We start from the raw sequence: 21674 nt of genomic DNA, 5'->3' as shown, positions 1-21674 counted from the left end.
ATGATTAGTAGAATTAATAATCCCGGGAAATTAGCTGTAATATTTTTTCTGTTCTTACTGAGTGTTACTCAACTGATTGGGCAGCAGAAATTCCCTGTTTCGGCCAGTACCATGGTCAATGCTCCTTACTCGACTTACCTTAGCGATTACATTGAGCCGGGAAGTAATCTATTAAGCACAAGTTTTGTTTTTAATGATTTTAATGAACCAACCTGGACAGTAAAACTTAGAGTTCGCATTGAAAGTACAGCTTTGCGTCTGGAAACCAAGCCTGATTATTTTCCTTCTCAACCCATTACAGTGGTGCCGGGTGTAACTACGCAGCTTTTAGGGGCTGATCTTGCAGGTTATCTCAATCCGAATAATATGATTATTTCAGGGGGAGGGGCTACCGTGTACAAAAATGGGAAGTTGCCGGAAGGTCTTTATACTTTTTGTATTGAAATACTTGATTACTCTACTGGTAAATTACTTTCTAACACTTCATGCGCTACAGCCTGGCTGAATTTAAATGATCCGCCAAAGGTTATAAGCCCATTATGTGGTGCCGTTATTGATCCATCTTTACCACAAAATATTTCTTTTCAGTGGCAATTATCAAATTCACTATCTCCTAATTCATTAGGAACTGAGTATAGATTGATTGTTTACGAAGTTACCGACCCTGATGCCGATCCATTTACAGCAATTAATAATGGAAAAGTTCTCGAGATATTCAGGTCGGATGTTTTGCAGGCCCCGTCCTTCATCTATGATCTCTCAGCCCCACCTTTAGATATAGGAAAGACATATGTCTATCAGATATCGGCCCAGGATATCGGTGGTAGGGACCTTTATAAGAATAATGGGTTGAGCGAGGTTTGCTGGTTTCACTATGGCTATCCTGAAGGAGGGAAAATAGATCTTGTGGAACCTGATAATGGGAAACTCTTCGGCAAAAAGGATTTGCTGTACTTTAAATGGTCTGCGCCTGATAAGAAGCTGGATCAGCAATTATTTAAATACAGGGTTGATATTGTCAACCTTGAAGAAGGGCAGCAACCTGAAGAAGCAATGGTTAGCACTCCTTTATGGCATTCACAGGTAACTTCACCTACCCTTTCACAGCGAGGGATGGATGTGGTGCTTAGTAAAAAGCTAAAACCTGCGGCGGACTATGCGTGGCAGGTAACTGCTATGACTCAAAATCAGGAAGTAGCTAAAAGCGAAGTTTGGACATTTAAAGGCCCACCCCTCGTTGACTGGTTTTATGCAGGAACTCATAAAGTCAGGGTGCTAACTTCTGCTAATAATGATTCATTGAACTTTAGCGGAACGGGTAAGATCAGAGTGAGCAAGACTGATAGCCTGGAGGTTAAATTAGAAAACCTAAGACTAAAAAGGATTGCTAGTTATTGGGTTTTAGAGGAAGGAGACATTATTTACGAATATCCTGAAATAAAGAAAATTAAGCTCACACCCGAAGAAGAAATAAATGGAGAGGCTGTTTTTCTTGCCCGCAAATTAAGGCTCAACAAGGAAGGCCTTGATATTCAAGGGGAAGTTAACTGGAATTTGCCCCATCCGGTAAATTCTACAGAAAAGGCAGTTGTAAGATCAGTCAGGACATGGCTAAACTATGATAGGTTTACTCTCTTAGGGTCAGCGCTTTTAAGTAATGCCAATAATTTCGAATTATTAGAACCCTATGGGTATGAGCTTCAACTTGATGAAAAATCAGATTTCCTAATAAAGGATAACACCTTCCGTCAAAGGTTTAAGGGCAAGGTTGAACTTCCGGAAAAAATAAAGGGAAGCTTTAAAGGATCTATTCGCATACCTTTTCCTGAGACAAATCAATTGTTCTTTTTCAAAAGCGATTCCCTCACACTTCTCAACAATATATTATTGGTGGAAAATACCGGAATATTTTTGCATCCGAAAGTTGTAGTTTTTGATTTTTCTGAAGATACGCTGGCTTATGAGAACCAAGCAGACCAATCCTGGAAAGGACTTTTTATAGAAGATCTTCAGGTATACTATGAAAGTTTTATAGATGATTACTCTCAGCTTGCCTTAAATCAGGAGGTATATAGTGAATTTGGCAAGAATCGGGATAATAAGGCCACGGCTCTTCTTGATGCCGATGGTATAGATTTCAAGTTTTCCGAATCTTTCGGTCACAAAGCTACTTTCAATAAATTCCCATCGGATCTGAAAAATATAGAACTGGAAATTGTAGATAATCATGTTAACTCCGGAAATATACAGGGGGAGTTGTTAATACCGGTTTTTAGCGTTGATAGTGGCTTTGAATTTTCAGCATCAATTACCAATGATGGAATCCAGCCAGGTTACCTTGAAGGATTGGAAGGAAGTTCTTACGTTTTTAATGAGGGTAAAGGTGAACAGGAAGTAAAGCTTACTATCTCCAGAGGTGTATTTGAGGATAAGAAGTTAATTAACATGACTGTGGATTTGGAATGGCCCATTATGGGTGTAGAGCTACAGTCTGTAACGGGTTTTAAAGCTTGGGGGGATTACCGTATTGGCTTTGACAGACCAAACGGGGTCAGGCCTTTGGACTATCAGGTTATAGGGAAGTTAAGCGAATATGATATTACTATAGATGCCATTGCCGCAGGTAGGTTTAATGAACTTTACTCATTTGCCATAGCAGCAAAAGCAGTATTAGGGGATGATGTTGCAGGGAATAACGGCCCTCCTGCCGTCAATGTTTATACTATTATGCCCAATGACTTGCTGGTGGCATCAGACGGGGAAGGATACGCTGCTGAAGGTGAATTAAACTTTTTTAATGAAGATGGTAGTGTGGATTTCCAGGCGGTTCAGGCTGAATATTCTTCCGCGGAAAAAGACTTGAAAGATAGGTTGGATGCACGACAGCTTCAAATTACAAACAAGGTCCAGGATGATTTGCAAAGGCTTACTTCAGGCTCTTCCAGCACAAACAATATTGAAAGTGTTACGGCAGAGTTATATACCGGAGGTGATATAGTAAACCCGAAGGATAGGGAAATTGGTGGTATTATGTCTCATCTTAATGCCAGGCAGCAGGAGCTGGTAAGAGATATGGTAGAACGTGTAGTGGAAGAGTTAACTGCTAAAGTCCGGGATTCCATTACATCCAGAGCAAACAATGTAAATAATAGAATAAGGAGTGAAGTTAAGGAGCTAACTGATATAGTGACCAGCGAAGTGTCAGATAAGGTTTCTGCACTTGTCAATGGTATTACCAAAGAGATAGCCAATACGGTAAAAAATGACAAAGTTGATCTATCGCCAGCCATTGAAGATTTAGGAGAGACAGTGGCCAATGCGGTAATTAGTGAAGTTAATCAGGCTGTTATATTATCGGTAGATCAAAATATTACTTCACCTATAACCACATTTATTGCTGAGGACATAGCTCTTAAAATTAATGCCCATATCCAGGAAAAGAGCACTGATGCCGTTGTAGCTGCCTTAGAGGGTCAGGATATTGACGCTATACTGAGGCAGTTGTCTCGTAGTACAGGAGACCTCTTAAAAGAAATTGGAGATAAAACGCTTGAGCAAATAAGTTTTGATAATGTTTCAGGCATGATTTCTTCAACCGGAAGTGAGATACTTTCCAATATAAATACAGGTGATATAGTTGGTCGGATAAAACGTGGAGCGGAGGATTTGCTTACCGCCGCTTTAGCCGATCAGGCTCAGCAAATATTGGGAGATGAGCTAAATAATGCAATCAGTCAGGTTACAGGCATAGATGTACCCATAGATTTTGCTACAGTCGGAGAGAAGTTTAAGGACCCTGATTTACGTGATATTTTTGCCCTGGATCCGGTTTTTGTATCTGTAGATACTAAAATAGTAAGCTTTGGAGGGTATATTTCTTATACTGCTGATGATCCGGACTACGGAGATATCTGGCGTGGGGATATGAGCTTTGATTTTAAACTACCCACAAAATTTGGTCTTGAGGCAGTTTATATCAACGGTAAAAAAGACGATTTCGGCTATTGGTTCTGCCAGATTACACCTCCCGGTGATAACAGTAAGCCTGGGGAGGCTCTTCAAAAAGAAGCACGGCCTTTGGATAAACCGATTAATATGGGGCCTGCTCAATTAGTAGGTATTTCCGGAAGATTTTACCATCATATGATTGACGATCCGGTAAAAAGCATTCTTCCTGATAAAGGAAATAAATACGGAGCTTACCTGAACCTGATCTTCTTCGACTCTAACAACGATGGGAAAACGATGCGTCTCGATGTGGCGGGAGAAATGAATACCCGTACCAGTGGAGATTATACAATTACTTTTGATGGGAACATTCAAATAATGAATGAGGCCCCTGAAGTCAATAAAATTGATGAAAATGCAGCGGTTAAAGGGGAGTTTTATTTTCATTATAACTCAGCAGAGAAACATTTTATTGGCTACGGGAAAGTCGAGATAAAAAAGCCCGGGCAGCTTTGTGCTAATGCTTCGGTGCTCGTAGATACCAAACCCGGGAAGTGGAGAGTTGAGATCGGTAACCGTGATGACAGGATACTGGTACAACCTGGGTGTGCCGGATGGGCACCTACGGGATGGTTAATGGTTAGTCAGAGTGAGGCTGAGTTGGGGCTTGGTGTGCAGTACTCTATCTATGCAAAGAGCCCTACAATGAATTTTGCCGTCGTTAAAGCCAATGTCGCACTGGATGCGGGTATTGCGTTTGGTGTAGTTGCTGCGGTACGCTACAAGCCTGATTTCGCACTACTTCGTGCCGGTGTTTGGGTTGATCTTTGGGCTAATGTTTTGATAAACTATAAGCTTAAGCTTAAAAAGTGGAAGAGTTTCTCAGTACTGGAGCTTTATGCCCAGGGAGATTTGCTTCTGATATTTGAACCCAAACCCTCTAAGTTGATGGGAACACTCAAAGGAAGGGTGCGGCTGCTTAGCATAGTTACTTTGAAATTCAATGCAGAACTTGAACATGAAATATGATGGTATATAGAACCATTAGCATATTGATATTTGCACTGATACTGATACCTGAATGGGGGCAGGCCTATACAGGGCATGAAATAATTGATAAATCAATGTCAGTTTCATATTCAATCATACCTGCAGACTCTGTAGACAAAAGAAAACTCTTTAGACGGTTAAGGGATTGGGTAACTGTATATTCTCTTTATTCTAATGTAGATGTGAATGATCGTGTTGATCTGGAAGGACTGGCCGAAGGAGCTTCAGAACTTGGCGACATAGCGGGTGCATTTCTTTTTAATGGAGAGTTGCAAAGTGAGATTTATGAATTTAAAGAGTCTTCTTTTGTTAATTTCTATCCGTATGGCTTAATAGAAGATCAGCATTGGACTATTAAAAAGTTAAATGAAATCTCACTGGCAAGGGATGATTCGAAAAATGCTCCTTATATAGTTTCCAATGTGATTTTTGTACCTAATAATGAACTTACCCTATATAAAGTGAAGATTACCCTATCGGGCAGTGAACAAATTGATATAAATCTAAATGAGGTTGCAAGTCAAATGAATGCCGAATTGACTTCTCAGGAGTTTTCCGCACCCGCAGGTGCTAAAGAAACTGTTAATAAAGTGCTTTTTAAGGGAATGACCAGAATTAAGGAGCTGTTGGGTAATTCAATGATTCCAAATCTTGCTCTACGATTCAATGATCAGAACTATGTGCATGGAAATAATATAGAGGTCTGGAAAAATGAAGAACCGATTCTGCTACGAGCTATAACAGATAGTGAAACTGTAGAGTGGGAGGGAGTAATTAATCCAGATGGAATGACAGCGAGTGTTGATGTTAGCGAAGTAGGGCAGAAGGTGGTCACACTTTCATCTGCTGACGGATCTATTTCAGTTAATGTTATTGTGAAGGAGTTTAATCTCGATGTTGAAGAAATATTAAAGGAATTACTTAAAGAGGTTATTAGGGAAAGAGTACAGGCCGCGAGAGAGAAAATTGATTCTTTAACCACGGCGCAAGAGGGGCTGAAAGAGGCGATTGGGCAGCAACATACTACCTATTTACAGAGTGAAGGTTATCAGCTTACGGTTAATGCTGAGGAAGGCGATAATAATATTATATATTTTGAGGAGGTAGAGGACAGTTTTGAAGGAACCCAGGCTGATTTGATAGCCTTAAGGGGCGATGAGAATATAAATGCAATGATAGAGTCGCATCGTCAGTTTTTTTTGGCTGCAGCCAGAGTTGTGCTTGAGATTAATATTGAAACGTTTCTTGCAGGAGTTATTGATGATCAGGAGACCATTAACCGGTTTGCCCAAAGCATTAGGGACAATAGCCCTGAACTGATAGCCGATCTGATTCTTAATATGACCCGCAAGCCAGAGAACAGAACAGAGCTTAAAGCCATGGTGATAAACTATGTGAATGAACAAATTAACATTGTTGCAGGAGATGCCGAATAAAAAACGATACAGATTAGCCTTTTTGTTATCTTTTATTACTGCCATAGCTACGGCCAATGATGGCAATCCGGAGCTGGTGAAGATCATAACAGAAAGGTTGAACAAACAAATAGCTCAAAATACTTGGAATGAGCGTAATGGAAAGAGTGCTGAGAATAATTACATTATAGACCTGTCAGATGTCGACTTTCTGAACAAGGAGACACATGTAAAAGCGATTGGGAAGCCGTTTGTTACAGAAACTGAAAGCGTAAATAAAAAGCTTGTTGAGCTGGCTGAGCAGAATGCAATATCACTCTATGTATTGCTAAATGGGCATCTTTTGGATTTCAGATATTCCAGTGATGGAAAAAAAGTTTCTGCTACCAAGGAATCCCCCATTAACACGCAGGAAATCATTGAGGCTTCAATTAAAGCTGCATATAATCAGAGTGATCTGACCAAAGATGAAACAGGAAGGCATGCCCTCTTGGGAATTACACCCCTTACGCTTTATTACCTCGGTAAAACTGAAGATAAAGATCTTGTGCCTACTCATGCTTTTCAACGTGCAGTATATCCCGGTAAAGCATTCTCCGGACTCAAAGAGCAGATGAATGGTAAAGTTTCTTCTTTTAAATATGCAGGACAGGATCATAATGAAGTGTTTGAAAAACATGTGGATGCTTATATACAGGGGTTGAGGGATTATAAAGGAGATGAACCGCAGTCGGAAACAACAGATGAATTTACACTTGCTGATGCTTCAAAGCTTACCATTATTAATCAAAAACCTCTTGCAGCTTATGTGGAGGATACAAAAGAAAAAAAGGCGGCTAATTACGCCAGTGATGTAAGCCGGTTTGTTGCGTCATTTAAACAATTAAAAGGTTCAAACGGATTTGTGAGTATCTCAGAGAAATTTAATGCAATAAATCCCTCTAACTCCAAACATATCGAAGACAAGATCAAAGCATTTAATCAGGAAACCGATGGCAAGTATTCTATTTATGTCATCATTAAGGAAGTTGAGTATTATTTGGATAAGGTTGATTGGAAGAAATTTAGCGAAGACGTAAATAAAGAGGCGGGAGCTAGTCAAACCGAATTAATTATAACGATACCATACACTGTATATGAAGATGCAAGCATTAGATATAATACAGGGGCTTTAGGTGTTAAAGATGTATTTTTCCCTTTTCCAGGAAATAGTGGGTACGGAGAGAACGGAAATGGCAAAGCATTAACGGACTTGCTGGAGTACTTTAATGAAGTCTATTCAGGCCTTGCCAAACCCTACACCATTTTGAGCTTTATAATGCGCTTTGATGGCAAACTTGAATACGTGGAAAAGACAGCTTCATCGTATATTACCGGGCAAGATAGAGTACTTACCTTCAGGTATTTTGAAGATAAAAACATTAGTGTAGCTAATAAATATTATGAAAAAGTTAAAGAACTAAATGCTCACCCAACCACTTTTAACCGGGCAGCAAATATTCACTTCTTCACAAGGTATCACGAGTTAATGGAGCAGGAGAGGGAGCTAAGCGATTATAAATATGTAGCTATAGAGGAAAATATTAAAGAGTCTTACATCCGTGAATATATACATGAATTTGTTTCAAATCATATCTATGAAGAATATACAGGTTTTCGCTCAGAGGTTATAAGTCAATATAATATTCCCGATGAGGCGTTGTGGGTAGTGCCAGATCCGATAGAAACCGTGATTGATGCTGGCTCAGTCGTATTCTCCGTTGTGGGATTGGATATAGTATTCGATTTTGCAGGAACGATTTATAGTTTGACTAAGGGTGACTATGCAAATGCATCATTTTATGCTGCCGGAATGGCGGTGCCTTTTGCTACTGGTGGAGAGGTGAAGTTGACCAGACTTGGTGCAGAAGCCATTTCTAATATAGGTAAACTCTTTCCTAAAGATGCAGATAGATATTATCTCGCTGCAATTTTTAGAGTCGATGATGTTAAAATTACTAAGCTTTTGGAAATGCCAGGAGCGCGAGATAATATTAAAAATCCTAAGCTTTTGGCAAATATCGATGTCTTAGATCCACTAGAGAGCAGTAAACTTTTAGATGATATACTGGCCAACGATAAGCTACTGGTTAAGTACAATGAGGCTCCTGAACTGGTAGAAGCTTGGACGCAATTAAATAGAGTAGGTGTAAATGACCGCTTAAGAAGAAATCCGGAGGTGCTAGAACGGGTGAAAAATTTTCAATGTAAATAATAGTTTTTGGGAAAGAGAGTATGAGAGTTCTATTTATTTTTTTACTGACACTTATCACGTTTAGTGGATTTGGCCAATGTCAATGGGAGAGGTTTAAAGCCGCCACTGATGAAAGTACTGAAGCCGGGAAATTGCTTACGGATGCTATTGATGAGGATGCTAAGTTAGTTAATGCCTGGGAGGTTCTTGACAATGCTGAAATTACAGATCTCTCTGATAAAATTGATGATATTCGATTTGTAAGTAATTACTTGGAAAACAATCCCGGAAAGGCGGCGGATCAGGTATCAGCTGATATAAAAAATAAAGGCTGGCAACAGTGGGTTCATGGAGTTACAGGAGGGGGCAAATTAAGTTTTGAGGAGAAAATTAAACTCTTTATCAAGAAAGAGAATGCATTACTCACTTACGAGAGGCAAGATGGAATATTTTTTATGCAAAAAACTACTAATAATGACTTAGGTACAGGTTACTCCAATGAACTTACATTTAGTTTTAAATATAAAACAGGCCCAAATATTAATAGTAAAGATATGTTTGGGAAAATTGGATTAACTGAAGAAGGGTATTTGATTGGTAATTTAAAGAAGCCGACTGGGATGAATAACCAACAAATAAAGGGTGTTTCGGAAGATGCATTAGATATGGCATTGTATCATTTCGGGAGAAATAATGTAAACGGTATCAAGGCTTTGTGGGTGAAAAATAGTGAGTTATATCCAGATCTTCCCGATAACAAGTCTATTAATCTTATTCGTTTCGAGGAGGCACTGGAAAGGATGGATGAATCCATGGCGGTATTTGAAACAATCACTGGGGATTATGCCAGAAGCAGAGGGTTCGGTTATTTAAAGGAAGTAAAGAAGTTAACGGAAAATGTTGATGGAATCTATGGGTATGAGGTAATTTTTGAGATAATGAGGTAATGAAACACATTATTAAATATATAGAAGATAATCCAGGCTTAAGTAAGGCTGATGTTGTTTATAGGATTATGGATCCCTTGTTTGACTACTTTAGAGCCGCTGTAGGGGAAAATATAGTGTTACTTAATAAGAGTCGGCAGCTATTGAGAACTGGTAATAAAACTAGTATACAGGAAGGCTTGCTTGAGTTTGAGAATTTCAAGAATAGTTGGAAACGGTTAATTGATGCCTTAAATGAATTAAGAGAACTATATAATGCTGATAAGAGCATTTTGGTTTTAGACGAGATGCTTAATATGTCAGTAAAGAGAAGTTTACAAACGAAAATTCCCAAACCACTAAAAAATTATTTGGACGAAACCAAAATAAGTGAATCTGATATTGATTGGATCATTAGAAAAATAAAAGATTATTGGGGGAAGTATTCCCAAGTATACGCATCGGCTAGAATGAATCAATTATCAAAATCTTTATAGCTAATTATGTAAGTGGTTATGGGAATATTTTTTAGGTGAAATATTATATGAATTTTTTTGTGAAAATACTATCGATAATTCTGTTAACTCTAACTGCTAGTTCCCTCTTCGCCCAAACAGGAAGAGTTCTGGTACAGAACGCACCCAATACATCATTGGAGTCGCCTGTTATCAACGTCAAGTGGTATACAGAACAACTATGGTATCCTGAGGGTGTTAATGTATACCGCAGACAGTCCAGTGAAGATGAATGGACAAAGCTAAACTCCACACCGGTCTTAAAGAAAAGCACAGTGTCAATGGAGGCCTTGCAGGAGGATGAGGATCTGGAGGTAATGGTAGAGATCATGAATGATAATCCGGAACAGGCGGAGGGCTTTTTGTTGATCAATTTATTTATCAAGTCATTTCAGAGCATGGAGTTCAGTCGGTTTTTGGGCATACAGTACGATGATGCGAGTATAAATTGGGGTGACACCTATCAGTACCAGGTTCGGATCATTAATAATGGAGAAGAATCGGTATTAGCTACTTCACCTGAAATAACGGCCGGTGAGTATATGGCTGAAGCACCTGTTCAATCCTTTAAGGCAAGTTTGGAAGACTATACGGCCAATTTTTCATGGCTTGCTGAAGAGGGGCGGTTTTATGGGGTAAACGTTTACCGGACATCATCAATAGATGGTAAAGAAATAAAACTAAATGGCCGGCCTATTGTGCTTTCCGAAAACGAAGATGCCAATGCCCCTCAATCTGGTATAATGTACCGGGATGATAGCTTGCGTCAGGGCGTGATTTATAAATATCAAATAGCCGGAACGGACTTCTTTGGAGGTGAAACTCAACGCTCTGAGACGGTAGAAGTTCAGGTCGAGGACGTGACTCCACCTAAAGCACCTGTTAATTTACTTAGAAAAGTGGATACATTAAATATTCAGGTGTCCTGGGATATTGTTCCGGAAGAAGACCTGGCCGGTTTCAATGTATATAGAAGCGTACTCTCTGACGGGCCGTATGATTTGGTAAATTCTAATTTACTGGCTCATTCAGATACGGTGTTTTTCGATCAGGTAGCTTACCCGGGTAATTATTATTACACTGTAGCCTCTGTGGATTATGCTGGGAATGAAGGGGTGTCTTCCCCGGTTTATGTTGAAGTTCAAGATGTGATTCCTCCTGCATCACCTGAAGGTGTTACAATAAAGTCAGACACAGGGAAGTTTGTTTTATCGTGGGCAGCCAATGAAGAACCTGACTTGAGAGGGTACTTAATTTTTAGAACAGTTAATGAAAATGACAGTAAGAATTATGTGCTTTTAAATTCCCAACCTTTAAAAGGGAACGTTTTTACTCAAACATTGCCTAAGAATGCTAAAAATACATTTCTATATAAAATTGTGGCAGTGGATACTTCATACAACAGAAGTGAACCATCAAAAGTCGTCAGAGCCAGAATGCCGGATGTCACGGCACCGGTAAAACCCTTTATCAAACAAGTGCTAGTGTCAGGTGACTCCATTGAAATCCTTTGGCTTAAAAACCCTGAACCAGATGTAAAAGGGTATGTGCTCCAAAGTTCAAAGGAAAGAGATCTATGGAATGCCGTTGCAGAGATCCCAGCTTCTGAAAACATTTATAAGATTAAAGCATCAACGGGAGGTAATTTTAGCTATCGGCTACAGGCTGTAGATAGTAGTGGAAATGCCTCAGAATTTTCGAATGTGATGAAAGCGGAGATTGCTATAAAACAGGTAAGCGGCAAATTTAAGGAGGTAAAGCTGAAATATAATAAGCGGAAGAAGCAACTGGATATCATCTGGGAATACGAAGGAAAAGAATGTAAAGGATTTATTATCTACAAAGGAGAGGCGGAAAATACTTTACGACCTGTAACAGGTTTGTTAAAAGATATGCAATATCGTGACAAAGATTTGTCAGAAGGCCATACATATAAATATGAGGTGAGGTGTTACCAAAATGATGGCGAGGTTATTAAGTCAGGCATAATAGCTGAACTAATTGAATGAAAATTACAGGATTAAAAATATTTTTTTAGTATGAGAACATTACTTTTTTTATGTGCGTATTTATTTACTTCAGTGTTGTTTGGGCAGGTTGGGGTTAACAATCCTAATCCAGATCCATCGTCAATTTTGGATATAAATGCTAATGATAAAGGAATTTTGATTCCAAGGATGACGAGTGCAGAAATGACACTCATTAGTTCTCCGGCTGAGGGCTTACTGGTTTATAATAAGGATGAAAGTCGATTTTATTTTTACAATGCGGGTTGGTTTGCTCTCAATGAAATGGTACGAAGTGCCGGTAGCAGTGATATAAGTCATACAGGAGATGTTAATGTGACAGGTGAGGTCAGTGCTACCAGCTACGGGCTAAATGCTTCAGGAAATGGCCCGGTTCCAAAAGGAGGAATAATTATGTGGTCCGGGAGTACACCTCCTACAGGTTGGGCATTATGTAACGGAACCAATGGTACACCGGATTTGCGAGGTCGATTTATTATTGGTTACAATCCTTCGGTTACAGATTATAATCAACCTGGAAATAGAAGTACAGGAGGAGCCACAAACGGAAAGACAGGTGGTAGTGAGTCTGTCACCTTAACACAGTCTCAAATGCCTAGCCATAGCCATGGCAATGGAACTCTATATACCCAAGCTGCAGGAAATCATACTCACACCGTGCCTATGGATCAACATGGCGCGGGAGGATCTAACGTTGTATATTCTCCAACGGGTCAAAATGGTTTTAATATAGCCGATCCAACTACAAGTACAGCTGGTTCACATACGCATACTATACTTGGAGCTACTGCGACCGCAGGCTCAAGCCAAGCCCATGAAAATCGTCCTCCCTATTATGTGTTGGCTTTTATTATGAAACTTTGAAGCATTATCAGTGAAGGGAAATATTATTTTTCAAACTACTTTGTTGTGCTTGCTTTGTACAGCTCTGGTACATGCACAGTCAACTCTGTACAATGAGGGTGCCGCTATTTATATATTGCCTGGTACCAGCCTTAACATACAGGGAGACTATCAAAATGAACCTCGATCCCTTAATGCTAATTTTGATCCTCAAGTTACAAATGTTGGGGAGGTCAGGATTACTGGTGATATACTTAACAATTCGGGTTTTGAGCTTTTTCTTGATAATAATGGAATGGTCATAATGAATGGGTCAATGGATCAGGCTATTTCAGGGAACTCGCAATTAACTTTCTATGATCTGAATTTAAATAAATCTGCAGGCACTGTTAATCTTCAAAGAAATATATCTGTAGAGAATAATTTGTCTCTTTCCAACGGAAGTCTGAACCTTAACAATAGTTTTATTGATTTGGGGTTTAGTGGTGTATTGGAATTAGAAACCGATAACAACAGAATATACAGCACCGGAAGTGGTTATCTTAATTATGTTGTAAATTCGAATCCATCATTTTCAGAAAGTCTTGGAGGTTTGGGATTGTACCTTGAAGGTGATATCAGCGGAGGAACTATCATTCAGCGATTACATACATCAACTGCCAGTGTGTCTGATGGGAGTATTGCAAGAATGTATAAAGTGCAGTTGATTGGAGGAGATTTTATTCAAAGCTTGAAATTTTCTTATTTGACCCCAGAGCTGAATGGAATTGCTGAAAGTGACCTTGCAATATATTCATCTTCAGATAACGGAACTACCTGGGAAAAGTTGGGAGGAATAATCAATACAGCTTCAAATATTATTGAAGTTACGGGTCAGAATCTTACTAATGCTGTATGGCTTACCCTGGCAGATGCTAACTGTTCCTCAGCACCAACTGTAGATTTGGGAGAACCCGTGGTCAACTTTTGTGCTGGGGATAATATTGTGCTTGATGCAGGTAATCCCGGAAATACTTATTTATGGTCTACAGGGGAGACAACACAAATCATATCAGTTTCAAGTTCAGGAACCTATAGTGTGGTTGTTAGTAACCAGAGTGGTTGTGAAAATTCAGATACTATTCAATTAATCGAAAGGCAAATTCCATCTTCTTCCTTTACATCTGCTATTGTTTGTATAGGCGAAACAACCTCTTTTACCAATACCTCTTCAGGAGAAGGAAATCTTACCCATAGTTGGAATTTTGGTGACCCAATGACCGATACGGATATATCGGCACAAATGAACCCGCAGTATGAATATCCTTCTCCCGGAAAGTATACAGTTGAACTGACCACAGAGAGTGAGTATGGTTGTTCTGATATTGAACTTATGGATGTTTATGTGGCGCCTTATCCAATAGCAGCGTTTTCTGTGAACAATGCCTGTATGGGGGAAAACGTGGTCTTTCAGAACTTATCAGACGTAGATTCAACTATTTTAAGTACCAATGGTCTTTCTTTTTCCTGGGATTTTGGTGATGGGAAAACTTCATCACTTCAGAATCCATCGCATTCATATTTGTTGGAAGGAGTGTATACAGTAAGCCTTGAAGTAGTAAGCAATGCTGGGTGCTCTGATGTGATACAGGAGCAAATTCAGATATATGAAGCTCCTGTTGTTGACTTTGATTATACAGCGGCCTGCGCTGATGAGCCTGTTTTCTTCGCAAATAATACTACTATTTCTTCAGGAGGTTTAAACTTTACCTGGGACTTCGGGGATGGAACGTCTTCATCAGATATTCATCCTGAAAAAGTATATACGAACAGTGGAACATATCAGGTTACCTTAGATGCATCAACAAACTTTGGGTGTACAAAATCTGCAACACATACTGTTATAATACAATCTTGTGAATTTGGTGATTGCTTAAATGCAGAAAATCAACCGATGGTTGACTTAGGGGCGGATAAAGGCATCTGTAATGGAGAGAGTATAAGCCTGGACGCCGGGAATTTGGGAAGTACGTACCTATGGTCTGACGGATCAACAAACAGGATACTCAATGCGGTCAATTCTGGCACATACTGGGTTGAGGTCACTAATGCCCTGGGATGTTTGGCTAGAGATGAAGTTGAGATAGTTGATTTAACTTTCGATCTGCCGGATACTGTTAAAATATGTGTAAATAGTAATTTGTTGCTTGAGGTGCCATTTTTTGAAAAGGCATTATACGAGTGGAGTTCACTATCGGGCGTAATTTCATCTCAAAACGTATTAGAGGTGAGTAGTATTGGCCAATATTTTGTGACTGTTGAAGGAAGCAGCGGTTGTATAATGAAAGATACCATTAATGTTATAAATGATCCGAAGCCAATAACTGCCCGGTTTTTGGCATCAAGCATTGTTGATGTCGGCGATACTTTGCAGTTTATTGATCTGTCCTACCCGTCACCCGCAAGTTATGAGTGGTCATTTGGAGATGGAGTATCTAGTTTTGAGTCTGATCCATATCATGTATATCTAACGGAGGGGAGTTATGATGCCAGTTTGATCGTTAGTGATGGACAATGCAATAGTACCAGAATTAAAACAATTACTGTCAGGTTATTAAGGCAGCAAGTGGAGGATGAAGTATTGCTCTTTACAGAGATTTTAAAAACAGGTCTTTATCCAAACCCAACACACGGTGAATTAAATCTGGATATTACCTTAAATAAGCAGAGTAAAGTTCAAATAGGTATATATGATTCTTGGGGAAGGGCTTTGGAAATAAGGGATACCTCTCTTGAAGAAGCTACCATCAGCTTTGATGTCAGTACTTTTTCTCCTGGAGTATACTATCTAAAGGTATTGTTTTCAGGTAAGAGCAAAGTATTTAGGTTTGTTAATTTGTGAGCTTGTTATGTTCAATGATGGTAATGCTAAATCGGATTTGTGGCGTTATTCTACTAATTGTCCCATGCTTTGTGTATGGGCAGAAGTCAAGATGTCTCGTTCAGCAGGAACAGCCCATTAACAATGCTTATAAGCATGGGCATGGATCAACACGTTTAGAAAATGAAGTTTTAACTATAAATGTGGTTGTTCATGTTGTATATTCAACTGACGAACAAAACATTCCTGATGAACAAATTCACTCTCAAATTAATGCGCTTAACAGGGATTACCGCAGGTTAAATACAGATGCCTCCTTAACATTGGAAGTTTTTAAGTCAGTGGCAGCAGATGCCGGAATACTTTTTAAGCTGGCCAGTTCGGACCCCCTTGGTTATAGTACTAATGGAATTACCCGAACTTTTACAGATAAGCCTTTTTTTGAGGGTGATAACAGTTTGTTTTTTGATTCATTGGGGGGTAAAAATGTATGGGACACCAGAAGGTACTTAAATATCTATGTTACGAATTTAGCTGATAGCTTTTATGGATTCGGCACGTTTCCTGGTACGGATTCATTAGTGGATGGCGTGGCGATTGATTATAAGGCATTTGGAACTCAAGGAAACTTGGCAGAGGAATATAGTCAGGGAAGGACCGCTACTCATGAAATAGGGCATTGGTTGGGGTTGACCCATCTATGGGGAGACGGGCAGTCCTGTGATGTTGATGATGGACTTTCCGATACCCCCTTACAAGAAGCGCCGTCTGCCGGATGTGATTTAGGTAAAACAAGCTGCGGTACTCTTGATATGGTTCAGAATTTCATGGATCTTTCAGATGATAGTTGTATGAATTTATTTACTAAAGGTCAGGCCTTACTAATGCATGAAAACCTCAAAAAATTTAGATCGGATGTAATTACTTCATCAATAGTTTTATCTTCAAAGAATATTGATAAACAGATGGTGAAAATTCATTTTGCCGGAAATGAAATTGTGATTAATTCCAGTCAATTAATTTATGCTTATAAAATAGTTAATTTGACAGGGTTAGTATTTGTAGATAAAAAAAGAGTTGGAAGAAAAACAATAAACATCCCCTTATCAAATGACATTTCCGGAAGTATGCTACTTATTCATATAGAGGGGCAACATGGGTATACAGTGTCTAAGTTAATTATTCCTTAATTACTTAAGTCTAATTTTTTTACTTCTACATCATCTGGCAAAGAATAATTATTATTACTTTTCATTAACTCATCAACTTCTTTCGGATCAGTGGCATAAAATGAAACTGTAGTCCCCCCGCAAATGACATTATTCGTTATAGTCCATGTAAAAGTTTTTTTCCATTGTTCAGGAATTTGTCCTTCAAACCAATGATCATATATTAATGCAAGGCTGGCGTGGTTTTCCTTAGCGATTTTTTGATAGCCATGTCTCATTTCCTGATCACTGTTTGATTTTCTTATCAGGTCAAGAGTTTGAAGTGTTCCAAGTCCGACCATGTCGATAACCTTCAGGTCAGGGTTAAAAAAAGCGATGGCACCTATATCATTGGCCATAACGGTGGCCTCACTGTAGTTTTGATTGAGGAACTGCGCCATCTGAATTTGCTGATCATGAATATTATGAGTAGCCTGCACTGTACGACCTATACTTCTATATGATCTTTTTACAGCAGGTGCCATCAATAATAGAACTATTAAAACTGTACGATAGGGATAGTTCTTAAAATAAGCAGCTATGTTCTCTTTGTGCAACCCGACCCACAATGCAATGGAAAAAACAGATAGGGCCATCAGGTATGCTTCATATCTGAAGAACCTTCCGACACTGGCAAAAGCAGAATGAAGTAAAATAGCTGCCAGAGTCATTAAGGCTGTATAGTAAATTAATGACCATTTTTGCTTACGTTCATAGTATAAAATAAATGATAACAATACGATAGGCACCGTAAGGTACAACCGGCTTATATGATATAGGAATTTATCACCTGTTTTATATATAAAATCCCATAATTTATTGTCGGAGAGTTCTCCGGCATTACTTTTAGCAATAATAGTATTGGGTAAAAAATATGCACCCTGTTCTATCGATATAAGTCCAAATATGATAACTGGGCTAATGGCGATTAAACAAAAGACGATACTTTTGATATAGTATCCTCTTAAAAAGAAAATTGTACTAAATGTGGCAATGAGAAAAAGTCCCTCATACCTAACCATGGCAATTAACACACCTAAAATTGAAACAAGTACTATGTCTTTAAACGTAATATTTTCTTTTGAAAGGATTCTTGAACCCTCAAATACAAAGCATATAGTAAGGACTATGTGAAGAGTATGCTCCATACCGCTAACGGCCATGGACGTTAGTGGCGTAAACACCACCAGACATATTGATGTGATGATAATTATATATTTATCTATTTTCTGACTGCTAAGATATCGTTCTGCGGTATAGATTAAACCAATAGAGAAAAGGATATTAAGCAATAACGGTATAATCTCTACCGCTCCAAATAATTTAAAGAAAAATGCCAGTACTAAGCCAAATAGCAGAGAAGAAGATGTAGAGGAAAATTCATATTTGCTTATTCCCCATTGTCCGAATTCAACGAAATTCCGGGCTATGGCTATATGAATATAAGTGTCATCAATTGGATATATTAAGCGTCCCCCATTTTTATCAAATGATAGGGTAAGCTGTACCAACACAATTACCAAAAATAAAACCGTTCCCCAAACAAATGGTTTTGCCAAATAATTTCTCATAATTGCATATCCTCAAAAGCATGAAGTTAAAAAGAAGGGTCAAATATATTACTTTCCTATGATCGAAAGATTTCACAACACTTTTTTTTCAAGGAAGTTCCTGATTAGTATCATAAGCTTACTAGCAATCCTGTATTTAATCAGCCTTTACCACAGATACCTTCAGCAGGATGAGCCATGGTTTGGAGAGCAGGCCTACTGGCTTGTGAAAGAAGGAAATGTGAAATTGAAAAGCATGCCGGGGGTTTTTAACTGGTCCAGTGACATGCTTATTTTTCATAAGTTGTTTGTTTGGACCGGAGCTTTGCTGATCACTCTTTTTGGCTGGAATGTTTATATATTTAAGACCTTCATTTTTTTACTTTTTCTTGCGTGCATTTACTTTGTTTATCGCTTTAGCAAGCAATACCTGAATAACTCGAGTCAATTGGCGCTTTTGATTTTAGTGCTGTTTTTGGGCATTCCTGAGCTAATTCATAGAAGTTTTATGTTCAGACCCGAAGTGATGGTAATGACTTTGGGCTTTTTGTCATTCGTTTTTTTATACCAATCGATCGAAAATAAAAAAGTAGAGCGTTACATATTAGGGGCAGTGTTTGCCGGGTTGGCTTTTCTTACACACCTTAATGCTCTGGTATTTCCGATTGCGGGATTTTTGTTTTTACTGTTTTTCAGGCAGTGGAAGGGGCTGGTTATTTATTCTGTAACTACAGGTTTGGTATGCTCCATTTATTCAATTGGCCTATGGGATATGGATAGCATCGAAACTTACAAGTACCAAATGCAGCACTGGCCAACTCACCAGGATTCGTTTGGGGAGAAGATTGAGGGAGGTATATTTGGTATTATATGGAATAATATTGCACGTCTGCTTAATGAGCACAAACGTTACTTCTGGGATCAGGATGTATGGGGTGTTAGTGGACTTTTCATATTGGCGCTTATTACGAGGTTTAGGTTGTTAAAGCAACAGTATTACAGGTTGTTGGCATATACAATTATTCTGATAATCACGGTTGGTGTGTTTACAAGTGGTCATAGCCCACGTTACCTCGTGTATCTGATGCCATTTATGGTGATGATTACCGGATTAGTGATTTATCACTTGCGAGATTCAAAATCAGTTGTGGTAAAAACAGCTTTAACGATTGCTGTTGTGGCGCATTTTGTTTTTGCAGGAATGTCGTTTGTCAAAATATATGGCAAGAATAGCGATTTTGTAGCGTCACATGAGCAATTACTGGCTCGATTGGAGCCCTGTTCAAGAATTCTGGCACCGTGGGAGTTTATTTATAATGGTATTGGTGATTATGAAATATGCTCTTTCAAAACATATGAATATATCGAAGATCAGGAGAAACGTAAGCTGTCTCAGAAAGAGTTAATGACAATAGCTGCAGAGTTCGGGATGGATTATATTGTGGTTGACACCAAAAGAAAAAATGACAAGAACTTTCCTTGGTTTAAAGAATGGGAAATAACTAAAAGCCCTTATTATAAAGAGTACTTCCGGACTGAGGAATACCTAGTTCTTAAAAAGAATTAGTTTCTTTATTTTTCTTCTGGTGCGTACAAATTTCCTTTCATAGATGTCGTACCAGTAAGCCAGGCGGTAAAGCCACCAATCATTGATTTCTCCGAAATACTTTTCTATACCCGGAGCACTTTTTCTGAGGTAGGCAAATTCGTAAGCACGAGAAAAGCCAGTAAGACCTATTGGTTTTGGGTTGCTGTCAATAACGAAAATGTTTCCGTCTTTGAATAAAAAATTACGTATCTGAGGATCTCCGTGAAGATAGCCACGTTCATGGATCAACTTCAATTCATCGATCACCAAAGGGTAATACTCTTCGTGATCCAGACAAGGTTCACCATCAAGGTATTCGTAGAGTAACCACGAGTCTGTTACCATTCCGGATACTCGTTTTTCGGCAGCTAAAACAGGCTTGGTAGTATGCAAGCCAAGCTCCTCATACTTAAGCATTCCTTTTATGTTTTTGAAGGCTTCACCGTCTCTGAAAAGTGTGGTGAACCGGATCCACTTCCTCTTATTCTTTTCCAGAGGTACTTTTAATACATATGCCTTGCCATTGATTTCAATGTGGTATACAAGGCTCCGATGGTGTTGTTTCAGCGGGTTTATCAACGCATACTTTTTTTGAGCAATTACCTCAAATAGAGCTATGTTTTCAGGAGAACTGAGTATTCTCCATTGGTGATTGCCATAAGTGCGTGATGTGATTTTCATCGGACAAAGCTAATGATTCTTGTCATTTTGAATTCCTGTAATATTTCCTAATTTCTAAGAAGCACTTAACCAAATGCTTATTTCGTTGTTCTCATTATGGTGAATTGTCTGAAACAAAATAAGAGACATCTATGACCAGTTTTAATTGCGTATATATTAGACACAAAAAGAAATGGTTTACGTATAGGAAAGTAATAACAGATATTAGACCATAAATTAATCCATAATTATTATTTTTGACCCAATGTCCGAGACTAGAAGACAAAGTTATTCGCAAAAAGAGAAGGAAAAGACCTTTGAAAAGGAGTTTCTCCCTCATATAGATTCAATGTATAACTTTGCTTACAGGTTAACTTTTGATGAAGATGATGCCAAAGACCTGGTACAGGATACATATCTCAAAGCGTACAGGTTTATCGAATCGTTTGAAAAAGGAACTAATGCCAAAGCGTGGTTGTTTCGAATACTGAAAAACAGCTTTATTAACGACTTTAGGAAGAAAAGTAAACAGCCTTCTAAGGTGGATTATCAGGAGGTTGAAACTTTTTATAACTCTGAAGATGTTGATCAATCTATAACCACGGATTTGCGTATTGAGACGGTACAGGATATGATTGGAGATGAAATCTCCAATGCGCTTAATTCCCTGGATGTTGATTTTAGGACAGTTATTATTCTTTGTGACCTGGAAGGCTTTAAGTATGATGAGATGGCCAAAATTTTGGATATTCCCATAGGTACAGTAAGATCCAGATTACACAGAGCGAGAAACCTCTTGAAAGAGAGGCTCAGCGATTATGCAAAAAAAATGGGATACAAAAATTAGATAG

At 38.7% G+C, this 21674-nt stretch carries 13 protein-coding genes; 11 read left to right on the top strand and 2 right to left on the bottom strand.

The genetic code is table 11. The annotated features are described in order from the left end of the window. Genes JMN32_RS09620 through JMN32_RS09580 form a run of 9 tightly spaced genes read left to right on the top strand, consistent with a single transcriptional unit; the run spans position 1 to position 17007 of the window. Positions 1-4977 (top strand): methyl-accepting chemotaxis protein, encoded by a 4977-nt coding sequence (locus JMN32_RS09620; protein WP_202856103.1) that lies wholly within the window; start codon positions 1-3, stop codon positions 4975-4977. Beyond that, entirely contained in the window at positions 4974-6434 is a 1461-nt protein-coding gene (locus JMN32_RS09615; RefSeq protein WP_202856102.1) for a hypothetical protein, read from the top strand. Before JMN32_RS09620 ends, JMN32_RS09615 begins: the two co-directional genes overlap by 4 nt. Beyond that, positions 6397-8667, top strand: coding sequence for a hypothetical protein (locus tag JMN32_RS09610; RefSeq protein ID WP_202856101.1), 2271 nt, complete (start codon positions 6397-6399; stop codon positions 8665-8667). The genes JMN32_RS09615 and JMN32_RS09610 overlap by 38 nt, the downstream gene beginning before the upstream one ends. Positions 8668-8687: 20 nt before the next feature. Next, complete coding sequence (locus tag JMN32_RS09605; protein ID WP_202856100.1) at positions 8688-9593, top strand: hypothetical protein; 906 nt, start codon at positions 8688-8690, stop codon at positions 9591-9593. Then, positions 9593-10069 (top strand): hypothetical protein, encoded by a 477-nt coding sequence (locus JMN32_RS09600; protein ID WP_202856099.1) that lies wholly within the window; start codon positions 9593-9595, stop codon positions 10067-10069. The genes JMN32_RS09605 and JMN32_RS09600 overlap by 1 nt, the downstream gene beginning before the upstream one ends. A 47-nt stretch (positions 10070-10116) precedes the next feature. Beyond that, positions 10117-12096 (top strand): fibronectin type III domain-containing protein, encoded by a 1980-nt coding sequence (locus tag JMN32_RS09595; protein WP_238354411.1) that lies wholly within the window; start codon positions 10117-10119, stop codon positions 12094-12096. Positions 12097-12126: 30 nt separating this feature from the next. After that, positions 12127-12978 (top strand): phage baseplate protein, encoded by an 852-nt coding sequence (locus JMN32_RS09590; RefSeq protein WP_202856097.1) that lies wholly within the window; start codon positions 12127-12129, stop codon positions 12976-12978. A 49-nt stretch (positions 12979-13027) separates the two neighbouring features. Beyond that, positions 13028-15838, top strand: coding sequence for a PKD domain-containing protein (locus tag JMN32_RS09585; RefSeq protein WP_202856096.1), 2811 nt, complete (start codon positions 13028-13030; stop codon positions 15836-15838). A 23-nt stretch (positions 15839-15861) separates the two neighbouring features. Continuing rightward, a complete protein-coding gene (locus JMN32_RS09580; RefSeq protein WP_202856095.1) occupies positions 15862-17007 on the top strand; it encodes a zinc metalloprotease in 1146 nt (381 codons plus the stop codon). Here JMN32_RS09580 and JMN32_RS09575 read toward each other — a convergent pair. Further along, positions 17004-18596, bottom strand: coding sequence for a hypothetical protein (locus JMN32_RS09575; RefSeq protein ID WP_202856094.1), 1593 nt, complete (start codon positions 18594-18596; stop codon positions 17004-17006). The two genes, JMN32_RS09580 and JMN32_RS09575, sit on opposite strands and share 4 nt — an antisense overlap. Before the next feature lie 58 nt (positions 18597-18654). Between JMN32_RS09575 and JMN32_RS09570 the strand changes: the two genes are divergently transcribed. Further along, entirely contained in the window at positions 18655-20142 is a 1488-nt protein-coding gene (locus tag JMN32_RS09570) for an ArnT family glycosyltransferase (protein ID WP_202856093.1), read from the top strand. On the opposite strand, the gene JMN32_RS09565 is transcribed toward JMN32_RS09570, so the two are convergent. Next, entirely contained in the window at positions 20122-20844 is a 723-nt protein-coding gene (locus tag JMN32_RS09565; RefSeq protein ID WP_202856092.1) for a lipopolysaccharide core heptose(II) kinase RfaY, read from the bottom strand. The two genes, JMN32_RS09570 and JMN32_RS09565, sit on opposite strands and share 21 nt — an antisense overlap. Positions 20845-21088: 244 nt before the next feature. Here JMN32_RS09565 and JMN32_RS09560 point away from each other — a divergent pair, with 244 nt between their 5' ends. Continuing rightward, positions 21089-21670: a sigma-70 family RNA polymerase sigma factor gene (locus JMN32_RS09560; protein ID WP_202856091.1), complete on the top strand. Its 582-nt coding sequence runs from the start codon at positions 21089-21091 to the stop codon at positions 21668-21670. Positions 21671-21674 lie beyond the last annotated feature (4 nt).

It is taken from the genome of Fulvivirga marina (genome assembly GCF_016775155.1).
In the GTDB taxonomy this organism is placed as follows: Bacteria; Bacteroidota; Bacteroidia; order Cytophagales; family Cyclobacteriaceae; genus Fulvivirga; species Fulvivirga marina.
This window is presented reverse-complemented; position numbering and strand designations above follow the sequence as displayed.